The sequence below is a fragment of the Ruegeria sp. SCSIO 43209 genome, assembly GCF_019904295.1.
Classification (GTDB): domain Bacteria; phylum Pseudomonadota; class Alphaproteobacteria; order Rhodobacterales; family Rhodobacteraceae; genus Ruegeria.
On the sequence record NZ_CP065359.1, the window covers coordinates 2,084,545 to 2,102,436 of the forward strand.

Below are 17,892 nucleotides of genomic sequence, written 5' to 3' on the forward strand. Positions count from 1 at the left end.
CCTTTCACATTCATCTTAGGCAAAAAGATTGTGACGATATCGACATTTACAAGGCCCGAAACACCAGGTCGGCGAATCCGTGCCAGTGTCAGAGCGGCCAGATGAACGGAATAAGAAGTGACGCCAGCAGACCCACAGTCAGGTTCAGCGGCACACCAACTTTCAGAAAATCGGTGAATCTGTACCCACCCGGGCCATACACCATCATGTTGGTCTGATAGCCAATCGGCGTCGCAAAGGATGCCGATGCCGCCACCATCACCGCGACCACCAGCGGGCGCGGATCAATTCCTACAGCCTGAGCCAGAGAGATCGCGATCGGAGTGACCACCACCGCCACGGCGTTGTTCGAAACCAATTCGGTTAGCACCGAGGTCAACAGATATACGGCCCATATGATCAAGAAAGGTGGCAACATGCCCAGCGCCGGTGCGACCGCTTCGACAATCAGTGTAACCGCGCCCGATTTATCGAGCGCAGCCCCAATTGCGAGCATGGAGAAGATCAGGGCCAGCAATCGGCCTTCGACAAATGAGAACGCCTCATCCGCGTCGATACATCGGGTCAGCAAAACCACAGCAACGGCGATGATCGACAACAGCAAAATCGGTGCCACGCCCAACCCCGCCAGGGCGACGATCCCGACCAGCGCACCGATGGCTATGGGCGCATGGCTGCGGCGAAACGCTCGTGCCGAAGGTTGCGTAACATCGACCATATCCATATCGGCGGCCAGCTTCTGGATATCCGCAGGCGAGCCCTCTAACAGCAGCGTATCCCCGACGCGCACGGTCAAAGCATCCAACTGACGCCCGATATTCTGGTTCCTGCGATGAACCGCCAGGACGTAGACACCATATCGGCGACGTAACCGCATCGCACCAAGCGTTCGACCGACCATTCGGCAGCCCGGCGTGATCAGAACCTCAACCGTCTTGGTCTCAACGGCTGAGACCTGATCCACGCGCTTGAGTTCCTTGTTGCTTTGAAGACTCAGCAATTCGGTCATCTCGGTGCGCAAAACTACCCTGTCGCCCACTTTCAGCGTCACCCCCTTGAGGTTCCGCCGCAGCGAGTCATCGCCTCGGATGACGTCGATCAGGCGCACACCGGGGCGCTTGAACAGCTGAACGCCGGTCACTTCGCGGTCGATCAGATTGCTGTCGGGTGGGATAACCGCCTCAGTAAAGAACTTCATCTTGGACCGGTCGCTGAGCATCTCAGCCATGCTATCACGCTCGGGTAGCAGTCGTGGCGCAATGAAGCGCAGGTACACCATACCGTAGATCACCAGCGCGATGCCCAGCGGGGTAACCTCGAAGATTGAAAACGCCGTCATACCCTGTGCGCGGGCCACACCATCGACCAACAGGTTAGTCGAGGTGCCAATCAGCGTCAGCGTACCCCCAAGGATCGCCGCATAGCTGAGCGGGATCAACAATTTGGACGCCGAAACGTTCAGCGTGCGGGCGATCTGGATAAAGACCGGGATCATTACAACAACAACCGGTGTGTTCGACACCACCGCTGAAGCGACGACGACAAACGCCATCAATAACCCGATAGCAAACCGAGGGTTCACCTGCGCCTGCTTCTGCGCGAGCGAGGTGAAGGCATCAAGCGCTCCGGTGCGCACCAAGGCACCCATGATGATGAACATCGCGCCGATGGTCCACGGCGCGGGATTCGAAAGGACTGCAAGCGCACTTTGATAGGGCAGGATACCGGTTGCCAGCATCAGGGCCGCCCCGCCGATGGCGACAACTTCGGTCGGATAGACCTCGCGCAGAAACATGATGAACATGCCCGCTACGATCATCAGCGCCAGAATTGCGCTGCCCATCTCTGTCAGTTGAAGGAATTGCATTCTTGGTATTCTGTCCGAACCCTGATCTGGCATACGCGCCTAATAGGTAGTTTCACGTATTGCGTGCGGCGGGGCAAGTCTGACGTGCTTTTCAGGGTGTAGACTGCTGCAACCGCCCGCCAACACGAATCATCTGCACGGATTTTGCGCTTCCATCGCGGTCATCGGTTTCGACAAAAACTCCGCTCAAGGTCGCCTCACCGGTCGCAGGCGTAAACCGCGCCTTGGGCATCCCGGTTATGAACCGGCGCATCGGTTCCTGCTTGTCCATTCCGATGACCGAGTCATAGTCGCCGCACATCCCGGCATCGGTCAGGTATCCTGTACCGCCCGGCAATACCTGCGCATCCGCGGTAGGCACATGCGTATGCGTCCCAACCACAAGGCTTGCGCGTTTGTCGCAATAATGGCCCATCGCCATTTTCTCGGACGTTGCCTCACAATGCATGTCGACGATGATCGCCTGCGCCTGGCCGCCGCGTGGGTGCGATTTCAGGATCGGTTCAATGGCCGAAAAGGGATCGTCAAAGGGGCGTTTCATGAAGACCTGCCCTAACACCTGCACCACCAGAACCTTGCGACCGCCCGGCGCGGTGAACAGTCGATGCCCCCGCCCCGGTGCCCCTTTGGCATAATTCAACGGACGCACGATGCGAGGTTCTTTCTCAATAAACTGCAGCATGTCTTTCTGGTCGAAAGCATGATCGCCCAAGGTGATACAATCGGCCCCCGCGTCCAAAAGCAGCTTGGCGTGGTCCCCGCTCAGCCCCATTCCGTTCGAGGAGTTCTCGCCGTTGACAACGACAAAATCCAGCCGCCATTCGTCACGCAGGCGTGGCAGATGCTGCTGGATGGCGGCGCGACCCGAGCGCCCCATGACGTCACCAAGAAACAAAATCCTCATGATTGCGGTCCTAGGGGCTGGAAGTGGCAATAACAAGGCAGAAGCAAACAATCACTCAGCCTGAAGCCTGCCAATGTAAAGGAAATCGCGATCGCGCATAGCGAGGGATAACTTAGAAAGTTAGCACCCGGCTTTCAGTAATCACCATATCGAGTGGTTGATCGGTCGGCTCCAGCGGCAGATGTTCGGCTTCCTGCGCATCAAAGGCAAATCCTATGGCAAGCGTCGGGCGCTTGGCGCGCAACCCTTCAAGCGTGCGATCATAGAAGCCGCCGCCATAGCCCAAGCGGCCACCCTTCGCATCAAACGCAACCAGTGGCACGATCAGGATTTCCGGGTCGAAATAGTCATCGATCTCGGGCACTTTCGCGCCGAAGGGTCCATCTTTCAGTATGCCCTCAGGCGTCCATCGAGAGAAGCGCAACGCCTGCCCTGCGGCCTGAATGACAGGCACGCCCACTGGACCATATGCAGAAGCCTCGGCCATTGCAGGCAGCGGGTCGATTTCGGTGCGGATCGGCATGTAGCCAGACATGGGAACACCGCGATGACCCGCCAGAACCTCGGACAAGCGCCCGGCCGCGCCCGGGATGCGCATATCAAACGCTACCTTGCGTCGCGCGAATGCCGCCTTGCGCGCTGCGGCCTTGATTTCGGTCAGATCGGTTGTCTCGTTCACAATAGCACCACGCTGGCAAGCCCCAGAAAGATGAAGAACCCCATGACATCCGTTGTCGTGGTCACAAAGGTTCCTGACGCCAGCGCCGGGTCAACACCCAGACGGTCCAGCACGACCGGTACTACCGTACCAGCAAAGCCCGCGATGATCATGTTCACGACCAGCGCAGATCCGATCACGACACCCAGCAGCGGGGAGTCGAACCACATCATCCCGACGGTTCCCAACACGATAGCGAAACACAGCCCGTTGAGCATTCCCACCAGCAGTTCTCGCCGGATCACGCGCCCTACGTTCGAGCCGGTCAAGTCGCGTGTTGCCAACGCCCGCACTGCAACGGTAAGTGATTGGGTCCCGGCATTGCCCCCCATCGAGGCGACGATCGGCATCAGGATCGCGAGCGCCACCAGTTGATCAATCGCGGCCTCAAACTGAGAAATCACCAGCGATCCGCAAATCGCCGTAACCAGATTGACACCAAGCCAAGGCAAGCGGCGCCTACTGGTTGCCGCTACACTATCGGACAGAGAGCTTTCGTCCGAGACGCCCGCAAGACGCAGCATATCCTCTTCGTATTCTTCGTCCAGGACCACCATCGCATCGTCGATGGTGATGACACCGACCAAACGACCGTCGCCATCCACGACGGGAGCCGAAATCAGGTGATACTGATTGAACGCATAGGCCACGTCCTCTTCATCCTGTTCGACGGGGATGGTGTGGAATTCATCTTCGGCAATGTCCTGCAGCGGCACCTCGCGCCGGGTTGCCATCAACTTGCCCAGCGTGACCTGAGCAACCGGTTTCAATCGCGGGTCAACAAGTATGACGTGATAGAACTGTTCCGGCAAATCGTCGGTGGCACGCATGAAATCGATGGCCTGCCCCACGGTCCAGTGATCGGGCGCCATGACCACCTCGCGCTGCATAAGGCGGCCAGCAGAGTTTTCTGGATAAGATAGGGCTTGCTCTGCCGCGACGCGTTCGGAGTCTTCAAGCGCGCCCAGGATGGTTTCTTGCTGCGGCTCTTCAAGGTCTTCCAGAAGGTCAACAACGTCATCACTTTCCATATCCCGAACGGCTTCGGCCAGAACGTCCGGTTTCAGGACATTGATTACTTCTTCCCGAACTGACTCGTCGAGCTCCGACAGGATATCGCCGTCGAACTCTTTGTCATACAGCCGGATCAGGCGCGCACGGTCGTAAGGATTGATCTGTTCCAGAAGGTCAGCGATATCGGCCGCGTGTAGCGGCTCCATCAGCTCAATCAGCTTGGCACGATCTTCGACATCAACCGCATAAAGGATGGCCGCAACGGTTCGCGGGTCCAGCGCATAGGCGTCCTCATCGCGGGGCTGATCGGGTCTGGCTTCGTCGTTGCCTGTCGTCATGCGCTGCCCCTCTTTCTTGTCGATTGCCCCTAGATAGAAGAAGCAGCTACCGGAAAACAATGACAATGGTCCAATTTACCCGCATCTTTCGCGCCCCTATGCTGGTTGGCGGTCCAAAACAGGCGGAGAACAGAACAAATGGCGCAAAAGACGCTTCTGAAGGGACGTGTGCTTAGCTTCAACGGATCACCGTTCGAAGGTGAGCCCACCGATGCGACCAAAATTCACCAAGCCGTCCTGATCGAAGATGGCCGCATCGCGGCACTGGGCCAGGCGTCCGACCTGTCTGACGCGCATCCCGAAGCCAACATTAAGGATTATGGCGATCAGCTGATCATGGCGGGATTTGTGGATTCTCATGTCCACTATCCGCAGACGGCAATGATCGCGAGCTGGGGAAAGCGGCTGATCGATTGGCTGAACAGCTACACGTTCCCTGAAGAGATGAAGTTTGACGACCCCGCCTATGCCGCTGAAATTGCAAACAGATATCTAGACCTAACCGCAGCCCATGGCACCACGACAATGTGCAGCTTTTGTACCATTCATCCAGAGAGTGTTGATGCCTTCTTTACCGCCGCGCAGGCGCGTGGGCAGCGGGTTGTCGCGGGTAAAACCTGCATGGATCGCAATGCGCCTGAGGGGTTGCGGGATACTGCACAAACCGGGTACGACCAGTCCAAAGCTCTGCTTGAAAAGTGGCATGGGGTTGATCGCATATCTTACGCCATCACTCCACGATTTTCGCCGACATCGACGCCAGAACAGCTGGAGGCGATGGGCGCGCTTTGGGCCGAGCATCCCGACTGCCTGATGCAAACCCATCTGAGCGAACAGACCGATGAGATCGAATGGGTCCGATCCCTGTTCCCCGACGCGCGCGACTATCTGGACACCTATGAGCAGTTTGGATTGCTGGGCGGAAATGGCCTTTATGGGCACGCAATCCATCTGGAAGACCGAGAGCGGGATCGTCTGCGCGAGGTAGATGCAGCTCTGATCCACTGCCCCACATCAAACACGTTTATCGGCTCTGGCCTGTTTGACATGAATGGTCTGATCCACTCAGGGCACCGCGTGGGCTTGGCCACCGACACCGGAGGCGGCTCAAGTTTTTCAATGCTGCGCACAATGGCTGCGGCCTATGAGATTGGTCAATTGCGGGGCCAACCCTTGCACCCGTCGCAATTGCTTTGGCTTGGAACGGTGGGATCGGCTCGTACCCTGCGGATGGATGACCGAATTGGAAACATCGCCGTGGGCATGGAAGCCGATCTGGCGGTGCTGAACCTCGCATCGACGCCTGCTATCGCCCAGCGCGAAGCTCATGCTGATGATCTTTGGGAAGCGGTGTTCCCGACCATTATGATGGGTGATGACCGTGCCGTAACCGATACCTGGATCGCCGGACGAGCCGTTTCTGATTGATAGGAATGGGCCTATGGCCCATGCCTCCGGCGGAGGTATTTTTAGCCAGATGAAGAGCGGATCCGCTATTCTGCCAGCGCGCGTGCCAGAAGATTCTGGGTTTCTATGACCCTTGGCAGGTCGATCGTGGCGATCTGACTGTTACGAACAATCTGGCGTCCCTCGACAAAGAGGTGTTTGACACGCGTCGGTCCGGCCAGAAGGAGCGCAGCGGGGTCCCAACTGCCTGCACTTTCAATTCCTTGCACGTCCCAAATGGCAATATCAGCTCGTTTACCGGGCATAAGCCGGCCGCAATCGGGCCGATTCAACACATCCGCCCCGCCTCGGGTGGCGATCTCAAGCGCCTCACGGGCCGACATGGCGTCAGCGCCGTTTGCGACTCGTTGCAGCAGCATAGACTGGCGCGCCTCGGCCATCAGATTGCCGCTGTCGTTGCTGGCTGATCCATCCACACCCAACCCGACTGGCACGCCTTGATCACGCATTTTTCGGACTGGCGCGATACCTGAACCAAGACGACAATTGGAACATGGACAGTGCGCAACGCCGGTTCGGCTACGTGCAAACAGGTCAATCTCGGCGCTATCCAGCTTGACACAATGAGCGTGCCAGACATCTGAACCGGTCCAGCCCAATTCTTCGGCGTATTGGCCGGGTCTGCATCCGAACTGATCTTGAGAATAGGCTATATCCTCATCGTTCTCCGCCAGATGGGTGTGCAGCATCACACCTTTGTCGCGCGCCAACAGCGCGGCATCGCGCATCAAGTCTCGGCTAACCGAGAACGGTGAACACGGCGCCAAACCAACGCGACACATCGAACCCTCAGATGGGTCGTGATAGGCATCTACTACGCGGATCATATCCTCCAGAATAGCCTGCTCGGATTCGACCAAAGCATCAGGAGGCAGTCCACCATCACTTTCGCCAATGCTCATAGCTCCACGCGTGGGATGAAAACGCAGCCCCAGCTCTGACGCTGCATGGATCGTGTGTTCAAGCCGCGCGCCATTGGGATATAGGTAAAGGTGGTCAGAGCTAAGCGAGCAGCCGGACAGTGCCATCTCGGCCAATCCGATCTGGGCAGATATAAACATCTCGTCAGGACCAAAGCGGGACCAGATGGGATAGAGCGTTCGCAACCAACCAAACAGCAAAGCGTCCTGCCCGCCGGGAACCGCGCGGGTGAGCGTTTGGTAGAGATGGTGATGGGTGTTCACCAGACCGGGGGTCACAACACACCCAGTGGCATCATGTATTTCGCCATCGCTCGTAAGGCGGTGGCCAATCTGGGCAATCTTACCATCCCGAACCAGCAGATCAGCGCCTGCAAGCTCTTGCCGATCATCATCCATCGTCAGGATCATATCGGCGTTACGGATCAGAAATTCTGTCATTTTCGCACTCCCGCATACTGCCCGTCTCATGCATGGAGTGATGGGCTGGTGGAAAACGGGCGTAAGAACCAGCCGTGATCAGTTTAAAGTCGCAAAGAAGGGTCGGCAACCCGTTTAGTATTGCTTCAGAATTTCTAGCGCTGCCGCATGAATCTCGGTATTGGCTGCAGCGAGCGCACGCCCACCATTATGAGCCGGATTACCCTGCCAATCCGTCACAATACCACCCGCGGCCTCGATCACCGCGATTGGGGCCTGGATATCGTAGGAATTCAATCCAGCCTCGACCACAAGATCAGTTTGACCTGCAGCGAGCAACGCGTAGGCATAACAATCCATCCCATAGCGTGTCAGCTTCGTTTTCTGAGAAACCGCCTTGAAGGCGGCGGCCTCGACCGCGCTGCCAACCTCCGGGAAGGTGGTGAAGATGATCGCCTGGTCCAGAGATCGAGTGTCACGCGTCCCAAGTTCGGTGCGTCCCAAAGGGCCTTTGACAAAGGCGTGCTCTTTATCTCCGATAAAACGTTCGCCGATATAGGGCTGATCGATCACACCAAGCTTCGGTCCAGTCTCATCGCTTAGGGCGATCAGAACACCCCATGTGGGCGTACCACTTATGAAACCGCGCGTGCCATCAATTGGGTCCAGCACCCAAACTCGTCCGGTAGTTCCCTCGGAATGACCGAACTCTTCCCCCAGGATACCGTCCTCAGGCCGGTGATCAGCCAGCACCCTACGCATTGCTTTTTCTGCTTCGCGATCAGCGGCTGTCACCGGATCAAAACCGGCATCGAGTTTGTTGTCTGTCTTCAGGTTAGATTGGCGGAAAAACGGAAGAATGGCCGCCCGCGCAGCGTCGGCCATTTCTTCGGCAATCTCTAGATCGCTTCGTAGGGTGTTTTGCATTGCTTACCCGTGCGCCCCACACCCCGCGAAGTCAAGCGCTTGTATCAGGCGACGTCGCTCAGCACGCGTGCCAGTTCAAACAGGCGGCGACGCTGGTTTTCCGGGATCGCATAATACGAGCGCACAAGATCAAGCGCTTCTTTGTCACCCATCAAATCCGCAGGAACCGATTTCTTGTCTGCATCCGACTTCTGAGCCTCTTCAAGACCCTCGAAGAAAAAGCTGACGGGAACATCCAACGCTTCGGCAATGTCCCACAAACGCGATGCGCTTATCCGGTTGGCCCCTGTTTCGTATTTTTGGATTTGTTGAAACTTGATACCAACTTGCTGCGCCAACTGCTGCTGAGTCATGCCAATCAGCCAGCGGCGATGCCGGACGCGTTTGCCCACATGGACATCGACGTGATGGGTCATTGGTAGTCTCCTTTACACAAACACCTGTCCGGGAAACCGCGACAGCAGCCATCGCCGCTTAGTTAGCGGGTCGCTGCTTAAGAACTCCCTAATTCGGATCGTGCCCCCCGAACAGCACCATAGTACAATATTGCCGCAATCCGTTATTTTTTCAAGCTGGTTGAATCAGAGAATTCGAACAGTGGTTTGTGGTTGTACGGCCAACATAGAGATTAATAGTTTCTAAATGGGAAACAGTTGATCCACCCTATTCAGTTTAACGCTGTGAAGATTGCGAATGGAATTGACAAACGGCCAAGCCAAACGGCCTATGGCGACAAAAGAGCGGAGACCAATGATGCAGGCATTTCGTATCGAGACCAAAGGGGCACCCGCTCAGCTATGCGAAACACGCGAAGTACCGCTGCAAGAGAACCAAGTTCGTATCGCAATCCGCGCCTGCGGCCTGAACTTTGCAGACCTTCTGATGCAGAAAGGCACGTATCAGGATACTCCCGAAGCGCCGTATACACTGGGCATGGAGATCGCGGGGATTGTCACCGAAATTGGAAACAATGTCGCGCATTTGAAACTGGGTGATCGCGTTGCGGTTTATTCCGGCCAGGGTGGGTTGGCCGAATCAGGCGTTTTTGATGCAGACCGGGCTATTCCCCTTCCAGATTCCACAAGTTTCGAAGACGCCGCCGCGATCCAGATCGCCTATGGCACCAGCCACATTGCTCTGGCACACCGGGCGCGCTTGCAACCGGGTGAGACACTGCTGGTCACCGGGGCCGCCGGTGGCGTGGGATTGACCGCAGTTGAAATCGGAAAACTGATGGGGGCGACAGTCATCGCCCAAGCCCGCGGGCATGACAAATTGGCCGTGGCACAAAAAGCTGGTGCAGACCATTTGCTTGACGCAAGCGAAGACCTGCGCGACCGCGTTCTCGCTCTGGGTGGTGCTGACGTGGTCTACGATGCGATTGGTGGAGATGTCTTCAAGGCCGCCTTCCGCGCGACCAACCCGGAAGGCCGCTTGTTACCGATCGGATTTGCGGGAGGTGAGGTGCCCCAGATCCCGGCCAACCATCTATTGGTCAAGAACCTGACCGTGATCGGCGTATATATCGGCGGCTATCTGAATTTCAGACCCGAGATCGTGCGCGACAGCTTCAGCACCTTGTTCCGCTGGCATTCTGAGGGCCGGATAAAGCCTCATATCAGCCACGTCCTGCCCTTGCAGGATGCAGCAAAAGGTTTGGAACTGCTGCGCGATCGCAAATCCACTGGCAAGGTGGTGATCCGCATCAACTCGCCACTTTAAGCGGCTGCGCCGTTGGATGATTGAAATTTTGGCGCAGTAGGTTCGCAAGCTCTGATACGTATTCCTCACGTACCCGCTCGGCACCATAGAGGTTGATGAACTGCACAGGCAAATCCGGCAGAACCCCGGCATGGTCAATCAGTTCCTGATGGCTGGGCTGGGTGCCTTCCAGCAAAACTCCCACAGCCAGATCAGCGCTGACGGTGGCTTCAACGGTGCGGTCGGAATCGCTGTCGATGCTCATATCCCATTCGATTCCCGCATCATCCAGCGCCGCTGTCGCGACTGGGCGAAAAATGCAATTCCGGCAAAACCCCAGCCGCAAAGGCTTTTGGCGCCAGGCAGATCCGTTCAGCGCGCCAACCCAACGCAAAGGCATATGGTGCAGGGTTTCGGCACCTTCGCCCGCACCCGATTCCGTAGTCACAATCAGATCGAAGCTTCCGCGTGCGAACTCTTCTTTCAAGTGCCGCGTGTTGGAAGTGACCAAGTTTACGCTGACCCGAGGAAAGCTGGCATTGAAACGCTTCAACACGCGCGGGATGAACGGATGAACGACGTCATGCGGTACGCCTAGCACGACCTCGCCCTCAAACGCCTGATCCGTCAGCCGCCCGATCACTTCATCATTCAACGCAATCATCCGCCGCGCATAAGCCAGCAGCTGCTCTCCGGACGCCGTTAGCGCGATGGTTCGGCCGGATCGATCCAGTAATTCCAGGCCCAAAAGCTCTTCCAGCCGCTTGAGCTGCATAGAGACCGCAGATTGCGTGAGGTGAAGAAATCCAGCGGCACGCGTCACGCCACCATGATCAGCAACAGCTACGAAAGACCGCAATGTAGTGATGTCCAGATTTCGCATGTTCAAGATTCCTTATGAGACTCGTCATAAACATTCATTTCCAAAATATGTCAGACTACTCCATATAGATCAAGGAAATTGATTGAAGCGCTAGGTTTCATCAAACAATCAGGAAAGGGCAATGACCATGACCCATATAGCCATCTCAGCTCATCGTCGCATCAAGCGTAAGGCGATTGGTGCTCGGATACTTGACCTGTTTAACCTCGCTCGTCAGCGGCGCGCCCTCGCCCAGCTTGATGATGATGCACTGAATGACATCGGCGTTTCACGCAAAGACGCGCGTAACGAAGCAGAGCGCCCGTTCTGGGACGCGCCCGACAGCTGGCACAAACATCTGTATTAATTCGAAAATACCGGCGGCTTGAGGGATTTGGCGACCAAGCCGCCGGTTTTTTGGCGACAGTTGCAAAAATTGCCGACAGTTTTGCTGAGTTTCAGGCTTAAAACCCTTGAAACGAGGGCCACACTCTCCGATATTTACCGGGAAACCGGCTCGCATCCGTGGGCTGCGAACAGAATATTGAAGGGAGACCCCTATATGGCACAATTCGACACGATCCGGACGGCGTCCGGCGCGCGCGCTGCCGAGATAGACGAGGGCCTGCGCGCCCATATGAACAAAGTCTACGGCACGATGTCCGTAGGCATGCTGATCACATTTGCCGTGGCATGGGCGGTGGGCTCGAGCCCGCAACTGCTGTCGATCTTCCGTGATCCGGTCACGCTGAGCCCCAATATCCTGGGCTGGATCGTGATGTTTGCACCTTTGGCGATGGTGTTTGGCTTTGGCGCCGCCATCAACCGCCTCTCGGCGTCCGGCGCACAGCTGTTCTTTTATGCATTTGCAGCCGTGATGGGCCTGTCGCTGAGCTGGATTTTCGTAGCATTCACCGGCATCTCGATCGCGCAGGTATTCCTTGTGACTTCGATCGCGTTTGCAGGTCTTTCGCTGTACGGTTATGTGACCAAGAAAGACCTGTCCGGCATGGGCACCTTCCTGATGATGGGTGTGATTGGCCTGATCGTTGCGATGGTGATCAACATCTTCCTGCAATCACCAGCGATCATGTTCGCAGTGTCGATCCTGGGTGTGCTGATCTTTGCCGGCCTGACCGCCTATGACACGCAGAAGATCAAAACCACCTATCTGCAGATGGCTCATGCTGGCGATCAGGAATGGCTTGGCAAAGCGGCGATCATGGGTGCTTTGAACCTGTATCTGGACTTCATCAACATGTTCATGTTCCTGCTGCAACTCCTGGGCAACAGAGAATAAAACCGCTTCCAACAGAATACAGAAAGCCTCGCTTGGCACTTTGCTAAGCGGGGCTTTTTTTATGTTGCTCTTCAAAAGCCAATACCAAGCCTTGGTGAATTCGCATGATGTTCCGACCAGATTCTTTTTCCTCCACAAATTTTACACGCCCTCATAGCCGGATAGTCGCCCGTATTTACGCATAATTCTCATGCTCAATTCACCGATTCTCATCAAAGCTCGGCGAACAATGATCAGCCTGTAGTTACTGTAGCAGTCGGCAGTCATCCTTGTTGGCGCAACCCTAAATTTGCACCACTCTGAAAGCCGCGTTTGCAAGTTTGCATGTGCGTTCATCAGCGCCATTCGCCATTGGAACGTTCGTGTACTTGGTCGATCCAATCAAAGAATTTCATAATTTTGATTGCCGAAACCGGTTTCGGAGAAAACAAATAGAAGAATGATGACGAATCCAACTCTCCAGCAACCGCAGTCTCGCCCCCGGAGTCATTCTGGCCCCGGCAGGGTAAAACTGGATCAATTGGCCGATCATCTTGGGCTTTCTAAGAGCACGGTGTCCCGCGCCCTGAATGGATATACCGACATCTCGGAATCCACGAGAAAGCGCGTTGAAACCACGGCGCGAAAGATGGGCTATCGCCCACTCAGCCATGCGCAGGCGATACGAACCGGGCGGGTGCGCGCCATCGCCATGGTCATCAACAGCGAAGAACCAGACCGGCATAATCCATTTCTTCAGGATTTTCTGGCCGGAGCATGCGAAGCGGCGAGCGCATCCGACTGGACGATGACGATTTCTACGGCGAAGTCCGAAAAAGATATGCTTGATGTATTGGGGCGGCTTGTCGAAGAGCGCAAAGCCGATGGATTCATTCTGCCCCGGACCGAGGTCGACGATGCGAGGGTGAAATACCTGCAAGAGTTGAAGGTTCCCTTCATCATGTATGGCCGCACGGGGTATGGGCAGGCGGACTGGCAGGATGAGACATCCTGGTTCGACATTTCGGGTGAATCTGCAACCCGTGATGCGGTCGGTCGGCTCGTCGATTTTGGCCATACGCGTATCGGATATGTCGGTAGCGATCCGAAATTCAACTACAGCCATCTGCGCCGTGACGGTTATCTTGAAGGTCTCAAGATCGCGGCCTTGCCTGCCGATCCCGAGTTGATCCGGGAAGGTGCTCGTACGCGCGAGGAGGGTGCGGTTGAGGCACGCGCGCTTTTGACGCTGAATCACCCACCTACTGCAATAGTATTTGCAACGGATCTGGCTGCGCTGGGGTGTTACTCGGTCTGTACAGAACTGGGCCTCGAGGTCGGGCAAGATGTATCAATTCTGGGATATGATGGCATCCCTGAATGCCAATATGTCAGCCCTGGTCTAACCACGTTCAGCGTCGATTCTAAGCGGGCCGGAGAACGCCTTGCGACGATGCTGATCAGTCAGACTCGCGGTGAAGCGCCCGCAGATCTGCGTGAGATTGGTGAGGCCGTTCTGATCGAACGCAGTTCCGACGGGCCACCAAGCGTTACAGCCGAGGAACTGGCCCGAAAAATTCAACTTTCAAAAGATCATAACCGGGGAGGAAACCGACTATGAAACTTGCACCTTTAGCATCGCGAATGATGCTTGGAACATCGCTTGCGCTAGTATTGGCGGCGACGTCAGCTCAGGCGGATACGATCCGCTTCTGGACCACCGAAGAACAGCCCGAGCGGCTGGCCAAGCAACAGGAAATGGCTGACCAGTTCAAGGCTGAAACCGGCACCACGGTCGAGGTTATCCCGGTCACCGAAAGTGATCTGGGTACACGCGCCACAGCAGCATTTGCCGCCGGAGACCTGCCAGATGTGGTCTATCATCCGCTGCAATATGCCCTGCCATGGGCTGAAGCGGGCATTCTGGACACCGAAGCCGCCACCGAAGTGATCGAAGAACTGGGCGCCGACACCTTCGCCCCCGGCGCGCTTGGTATGGCGGCGTTCAATGACGAAACCGCGTCGGTACCGGTCGATGGATGGACCCAAATGGTTGTCTACCGCAAAGACCTGTTTGATGAAGCGGGCCTTGAGGCCCCGAACTCATTCGCCAACGTCGTCGCTGCGCTGGAGCAGTTGCACAACCCGCCCGAGATGTACGGTTTCGTTGCTGCAACCAAAGTTGATGAAAACTTCATGAGTCAGGTTTTGGAGCATGTGTTCCTCGCCAATGGCGTGACCCCTGTTGGCGCGGACGGCTTCCAGCCGCTGGATGAAGCCAAGACCATAGAGGTATTGGATTTCTACAAGGCGATCTCGAAAGCCTCGCCCCCGGGTGAGCTATTCTGGAAACAATCGCGCGAGCTGTATTTTGATGGCAAAGCAGCGATGATCATCTGGTCGCCCTTCATCCTTGACGAACTGGCCGGTCTGCGCGACAGCGCCCCGCCGACGATCAACGATGATCCGACCTCGCGCGATCTGGCCTCGAAGACTGGTATCGTCACTAACTTCTCGGGCCCATCGAACCCGGATGGCGCGGCTTGGGGTGACGTTCGTTACTTTGGCATCACCAACGACGCCGACACCGACGCGGCGATGGAGTTCGTGAAATTCGCCATGGACGACGGCTATACTCAAACACTGGCCATCGCACCCGAGGGCAAGTTCCCGGTCCGTCGCGGTAATGCTGACAACCCGACCTCGTTCTCGGAAGCATGGGCAGAACTGCCTGTAGGCGTGGACCGCAAAGCCCCGTTGGGCGAGCTGTATGATCAGGCGATGATCGATGAGATCGTCGGCGGTCTGGACGTGGCGCAGCGCTGGGGCGTTGCTGAAGGCCAGCTGGCTTTGGCGTCCAAAATGATCAACAGCCAGGCAATTAACCGGGTCGTGCGCCAATATATCGACGATGAAATCGATGCCGCCGCTGCAGTGGCCGCAATGAACGACGAGCTCGCGAAGGTTCAGTAACCTTGTGACACATGCAGCGGCGATTGCGCCGCTGCACCCAACCCTTCGAGGTATCCCATGTCTTCGGCCACCCCACCGACCGGAACCGGGGCGCTAGCCAAACGCGAGGCGCGTCTGGCCTGGACGCTGCTGGCTCCGACAGTGATCAGTGTATCGCTTGTGGTGATCCTGCCCTTGCTGGCGATCTTTTGGATCAGCTTCAAGCCCTTCACCCTGTCTGACCTTCGTCCGCCTGCACCTGTGGTGCGTGAAAGCCTGCGCGGATCGGGAGACGATCTGCGGATTGAATACCGCGTCCGCAACTCAAGTCAGGACATCGCCGTTGTCGGAGTCACCCTGACAGATGTTCTACCGGACGGCGTGACGGCGCGCGAAGTTGCAAGTCCCTGTGTTCTGGACGGGCAAAACCTGTTCTGCGATTTCGGCACACTGGAAGGCGGTCAACGCGAACGCATCCGTATTCCGGTCACATTGGACGGAGATCCGGACGCTTTCGAAGAGCTGCTCGAAGGATCAGAGCCCGGCGTGACCGGGAGCGGACCCAGCGTCCTGACCAACCTTGAATTCAGTCTGGAAAACTACGCCCGTGTCTTTGATGGAGACGAGTTCTGGGGCGTGCTGTGGGTCACGTTGTTCTACACCGTGGTCGGCACCATTGGAGCTTTGGTGATGGGCCTGTTTGCAGCCTTGTTGCTGAACAAAAGCTTCAAGGGACAAGGGTTCATACGCGGCCTCTATCTGTTCCCCTATGTGGCGCCAGTCATCGCTGTGGCCTTCACATGGGTCACCTTGTTCGACCCGTTCTCAGGTTCTGCCAACGCATTGTTGGTGCAGATGGGACTAAGCAGTGAACCGATCAACTTCTTCGGGGAACGCCCTTTGGCGCTGATCATGGTGACAGTGTTCGAGATCTGGCGCTATTTCCCGCTGTCGTTCCTGTTCATTCTGGCGCGGATGCAATCAATCGACTCCAGCATGTATGAAGCAGCAGATATGGATGGAGCCTCACCATTCCAGAAATTCTGGCTACTGAGCATCCCGCAACTGCTGGGCATCCTGTCGGTACTGTTCCTGCTGCGTTTCATTTGGACGTTCAACAAGTTCGACGACATCTTCCTGCTGACCGGCGGCAATGCCGGCACCCGTACTCTGACCGTAAATGTCTATGAACAGGCCTTTGCGGTTTCGAACATCGGCGCAGGCGCAGCGGTGGCCGTTGTGATCCTGATGTGCCTGATTGCCTTCAGCTTCGTCTTCTTCCGCTTCATCAGCCGTGAGGAGGGTTTGTGATGCGCAAAGGGTATATAACCGCCCCGATTCTAGGCGCGCTCTGGCTGGTGGTGATCGCCACTACTGTCGCCATCACCATGTCATTCTCGACCGGGGCTGCGTTCCGGCCACAGGTCTTGCTCTGCTTGATATGGGGGGCTGTTGCCGGTCTGGTGTATGTCCGCTTCCCGGCGCAACGCGCACCGGCCCGACTGGGTGTTTCCGCCTTGTTAGGCCTGTCTTGCCTGACCGGAGTCGGGCCTGTCCTGATCGGCTCTGACACATCCCTGCAGGCAATACTGGTCACCGTCGTGGCGATGGCAGTCGTGATGCACCTATCCGTTGCCGCAATCCTGAAAGAGACTCCGTTCGGCGAGCTCACCCGTCATGAGTACGAAGAGGCCGTGATCCGGTTCTGTACGGGCTTTGGCTACATCTTCTTTACCGCGATCGTGATCATCCCGTTCTATGTGATGGTGATGACCAGCCTGAAGTCGCAACAGGCCCTGTTGCAGAACCCGCTGGATTTCTCGGTAGATCTATCACAAGGCACCGCGCTGTTTCGCAGCTATACCGAGCTGTTTCGCGATTTCAACTTCGGCACCTATCTTTGGACCTCGCTCTACGTCTCGGTCCTGACGGTCTTTATCACCCTGCTGTTCAGCGTCCCCGGAGCCTATGCCGTCGCGCGGTTCCGTTTCTCGGGGCAAAAGGCGTTCTCGCGCTCGATTCTGCTGATCTACATGGTGCCGATGATCGTTCTGGCGCTGCCGATCTATATCGCGTTCTCGCTGACTGGCTTGCGCAACTCGATCCTTGGCATCGTGATGATCTACCCGGTCACGACAATCCCTGTCGCGCTGTACATGCTGCAAGGTTATTTCCGTGGTTTGCCGACGGAAGTGGAAGAGGCCGGTCTCATGGATGGGCTTTCGCGGCTGGCAGTGATTTGGAAGATTACGCTGCCGCTTAGCCTGCCTGCGCTGGCGTCGGTCTCGCTCTACGTCTTCATGATCGCTTGGAACGAGTTCCTGCTGGCCTTCATGCTGCTGGACGACCCTTCGAAATTTACCCTGACCCGAGGCGTCACGATGCTGAACTCCTCGGAAATTCCCCGACAGCATCTGATGGCCGGTGCGGTGATCGCCACCGTTCCGATCATGGCGCTGTTCCTGGGACTTGAACGTTTCATGACTAAGGGCCTGACTGCGGGGTCCGTCAAAGGATGACTGA

16 protein-coding genes are annotated in these 17,892 nt (G+C 56.7%); 8 read left to right on the forward strand and 8 right to left on the reverse strand.

All coding sequences use genetic code 11. The features are described 5' to 3' along the window. Positions 1-88 precede the first annotated feature (88 nt). From I5192_RS10460 to mgtE, 4 genes are all read right to left on the reverse strand, one after another. Positions 89-1,867 (reverse strand): SLC13 family permease, encoded by a 1,779-nt coding sequence (locus tag I5192_RS10460; protein WP_170392185.1) that lies wholly within the window; start codon positions 1,865-1,867, stop codon positions 89-91. Positions 1,868-1,958: 91 nt separating this feature from the next. Further along, positions 1,959-2,771: a TIGR00282 family metallophosphoesterase gene (locus tag I5192_RS10465; RefSeq protein ID WP_170512362.1), complete on the reverse strand. Its 813-nt coding sequence runs from the start codon at positions 2,769-2,771 to the stop codon at positions 1,959-1,961. Between the two features lie 112 nt (positions 2,772-2,883). Beyond that, positions 2,884-3,450 (reverse strand): 5-formyltetrahydrofolate cyclo-ligase, encoded by a 567-nt coding sequence (locus I5192_RS10470; RefSeq protein WP_223116808.1) that lies wholly within the window; start codon positions 3,448-3,450, stop codon positions 2,884-2,886. Then, positions 3,447-4,841 (reverse strand): magnesium transporter, encoded by a 1,395-nt coding sequence (gene mgtE, locus I5192_RS10475; protein WP_170401569.1) that lies wholly within the window; start codon positions 4,839-4,841, stop codon positions 3,447-3,449. Before mgtE ends, I5192_RS10470 begins: the two co-directional genes overlap by 4 nt. Before the next feature lie 138 nt (positions 4,842-4,979). Between mgtE and guaD the strand changes: the two genes are divergently transcribed. Then, on the forward strand, positions 4,980-6,269 hold the full coding sequence (gene guaD / locus I5192_RS10480; RefSeq protein ID WP_170625247.1) for a guanine deaminase: 1,290 nt from the start codon (positions 4,980-4,982) through the stop codon (positions 6,267-6,269). Between the two features lie 65 nt (positions 6,270-6,334). Here the strand turns inward: guaD and I5192_RS10485 are convergent, their stop codons facing one another. The 3 genes from I5192_RS10485 to I5192_RS10495 form a co-directional block, all read right to left on the reverse strand. Further along, positions 6,335-7,669 (reverse strand): 8-oxoguanine deaminase, encoded by a 1,335-nt coding sequence (locus tag I5192_RS10485; protein ID WP_170563942.1) that lies wholly within the window; start codon positions 7,667-7,669, stop codon positions 6,335-6,337. A gap of 114 nt (positions 7,670-7,783) precedes the next feature. After that, complete coding sequence (gene hisN, locus I5192_RS10490) at positions 7,784-8,575, reverse strand: histidinol-phosphatase (protein ID WP_170392196.1); 792 nt, start codon at positions 8,573-8,575, stop codon at positions 7,784-7,786. 44 nt (positions 8,576-8,619) lie between these two features. Further along, on the reverse strand, positions 8,620-8,991 hold the full coding sequence (locus I5192_RS10495) for a helix-turn-helix domain-containing protein (protein WP_170343628.1): 372 nt from the start codon (positions 8,989-8,991) through the stop codon (positions 8,620-8,622). Positions 8,992-9,328: 337 nt separating this feature from the next. Between I5192_RS10495 and I5192_RS10500 the strand changes: the two genes are divergently transcribed. Further along, positions 9,329-10,297: an NADPH:quinone oxidoreductase family protein gene (locus tag I5192_RS10500; protein WP_170392198.1), complete on the forward strand. Its 969-nt coding sequence runs from the start codon at positions 9,329-9,331 to the stop codon at positions 10,295-10,297. Here I5192_RS10500 and I5192_RS10505 read toward each other — a convergent pair. Beyond that, a complete protein-coding gene (locus I5192_RS10505; protein WP_170392200.1) occupies positions 10,281-11,159 on the reverse strand; it encodes a LysR family transcriptional regulator in 879 nt (292 codons plus the stop codon). The two genes, I5192_RS10500 and I5192_RS10505, sit on opposite strands and share 17 nt — an antisense overlap. Positions 11,160-11,280: 121 nt before the next feature. Between I5192_RS10505 and I5192_RS10510 the strand changes: the two genes are divergently transcribed. The 6 genes from I5192_RS10510 (at position 11,281) to I5192_RS10535 (ending at position 17,888) form a co-directional block, all read left to right on the forward strand. Continuing rightward, positions 11,281-11,505 carry a DUF1127 domain-containing protein gene (locus I5192_RS10510; RefSeq protein WP_370644299.1) on the forward strand — a complete coding sequence of 75 codons (225 nt, stop codon included), beginning with the start codon at positions 11,281-11,283 and terminating at the stop codon, positions 11,503-11,505. Positions 11,506-11,700: 195 nt separating this feature from the next. Beyond that, positions 11,701-12,438: a Bax inhibitor-1/YccA family protein gene (locus I5192_RS10515; protein WP_010441904.1), complete on the forward strand. Its 738-nt coding sequence runs from the start codon at positions 11,701-11,703 to the stop codon at positions 12,436-12,438. Between the two features lie 520 nt (positions 12,439-12,958). Further along, a complete protein-coding gene (locus I5192_RS10520) occupies positions 12,959-14,038 on the forward strand; it encodes a LacI family DNA-binding transcriptional regulator (RefSeq protein WP_255611728.1) in 1,080 nt (359 codons plus the stop codon). Then, entirely contained in the window at positions 14,035-15,390 is a 1,356-nt protein-coding gene (locus I5192_RS10525; RefSeq protein WP_223116809.1) for an ABC transporter substrate-binding protein, read from the forward strand. The genes I5192_RS10520 and I5192_RS10525 overlap by 4 nt, the downstream gene beginning before the upstream one ends. A gap of 57 nt (positions 15,391-15,447) precedes the next feature. Beyond that, complete coding sequence (locus tag I5192_RS10530; protein WP_170512412.1) at positions 15,448-16,680, forward strand: carbohydrate ABC transporter permease; 1,233 nt, start codon at positions 15,448-15,450, stop codon at positions 16,678-16,680. After that, complete coding sequence (locus tag I5192_RS10535) at positions 16,680-17,888, forward strand: carbohydrate ABC transporter permease (RefSeq protein WP_170512414.1); 1,209 nt, start codon at positions 16,680-16,682, stop codon at positions 17,886-17,888. Before I5192_RS10530 ends, I5192_RS10535 begins: the two co-directional genes overlap by 1 nt. The last annotated feature ends 4 nt before the right edge of the window (positions 17,889-17,892 follow it).

What these genes read in the sequence shown, in the direction of transcription:
- I5192_RS10530 (WP_170512412.1), top strand. Translation starts at nt 15,448, where the DNA reads ATGTCTTCGGCCACCCCACCGACCGGAACCGGGGCGCTAGCCAAACGC.
- I5192_RS10495 (WP_170343628.1), bottom strand. Translation starts at nt 8,991, where the DNA reads ATGACCCATCACGTCGATGTCCATGTGGGCAAACGCGTCCGGCATCGC.
- I5192_RS10510 (WP_370644299.1), top strand. Translation starts at nt 11,281, where the DNA reads ATGACCATGACCCATATAGCCATCTCAGCTCATCGTCGCATCAAGCGT.
- mgtE (WP_170401569.1), bottom strand. Translation starts at nt 4,841, where the DNA reads ATGACGACAGGCAACGACGAAGCCAGACCCGATCAGCCCCGCGATGAG.
- I5192_RS10500 (WP_170392198.1), top strand. Translation starts at nt 9,329, where the DNA reads ATGCAGGCATTTCGTATCGAGACCAAAGGGGCACCCGCTCAGCTATGC.
- hisN (WP_170392196.1), bottom strand. Translation starts at nt 8,575, where the DNA reads ATGCAAAACACCCTACGAAGCGATCTAGAGATTGCCGAAGAAATGGCC.
- I5192_RS10485 (WP_170563942.1), bottom strand. Translation starts at nt 7,669, where the DNA reads ATGACAGAATTTCTGATCCGTAACGCCGATATGATCCTGACGATGGAT.
- I5192_RS10465 (WP_170512362.1), bottom strand. Translation starts at nt 2,771, where the DNA reads ATGAGGATTTTGTTTCTTGGTGACGTCATGGGGCGCTCGGGTCGCGCC.
- I5192_RS10535 (WP_170512414.1), top strand. Translation starts at nt 16,680, where the DNA reads ATGCGCAAAGGGTATATAACCGCCCCGATTCTAGGCGCGCTCTGGCTG.
- I5192_RS10525 (WP_223116809.1), top strand. Translation starts at nt 14,035, where the DNA reads ATGAAACTTGCACCTTTAGCATCGCGAATGATGCTTGGAACATCGCTT.
- I5192_RS10460 (WP_170392185.1), bottom strand. Translation starts at nt 1,867, where the DNA reads ATGCAATTCCTTCAACTGACAGAGATGGGCAGCGCAATTCTGGCGCTG.
- guaD (WP_170625247.1), top strand. Translation starts at nt 4,980, where the DNA reads ATGGCGCAAAAGACGCTTCTGAAGGGACGTGTGCTTAGCTTCAACGGA.
- I5192_RS10505 (WP_170392200.1), bottom strand. Translation starts at nt 11,159, where the DNA reads ATGCGAAATCTGGACATCACTACATTGCGGTCTTTCGTAGCTGTTGCT.
- I5192_RS10515 (WP_010441904.1), top strand. Translation starts at nt 11,701, where the DNA reads ATGGCACAATTCGACACGATCCGGACGGCGTCCGGCGCGCGCGCTGCC.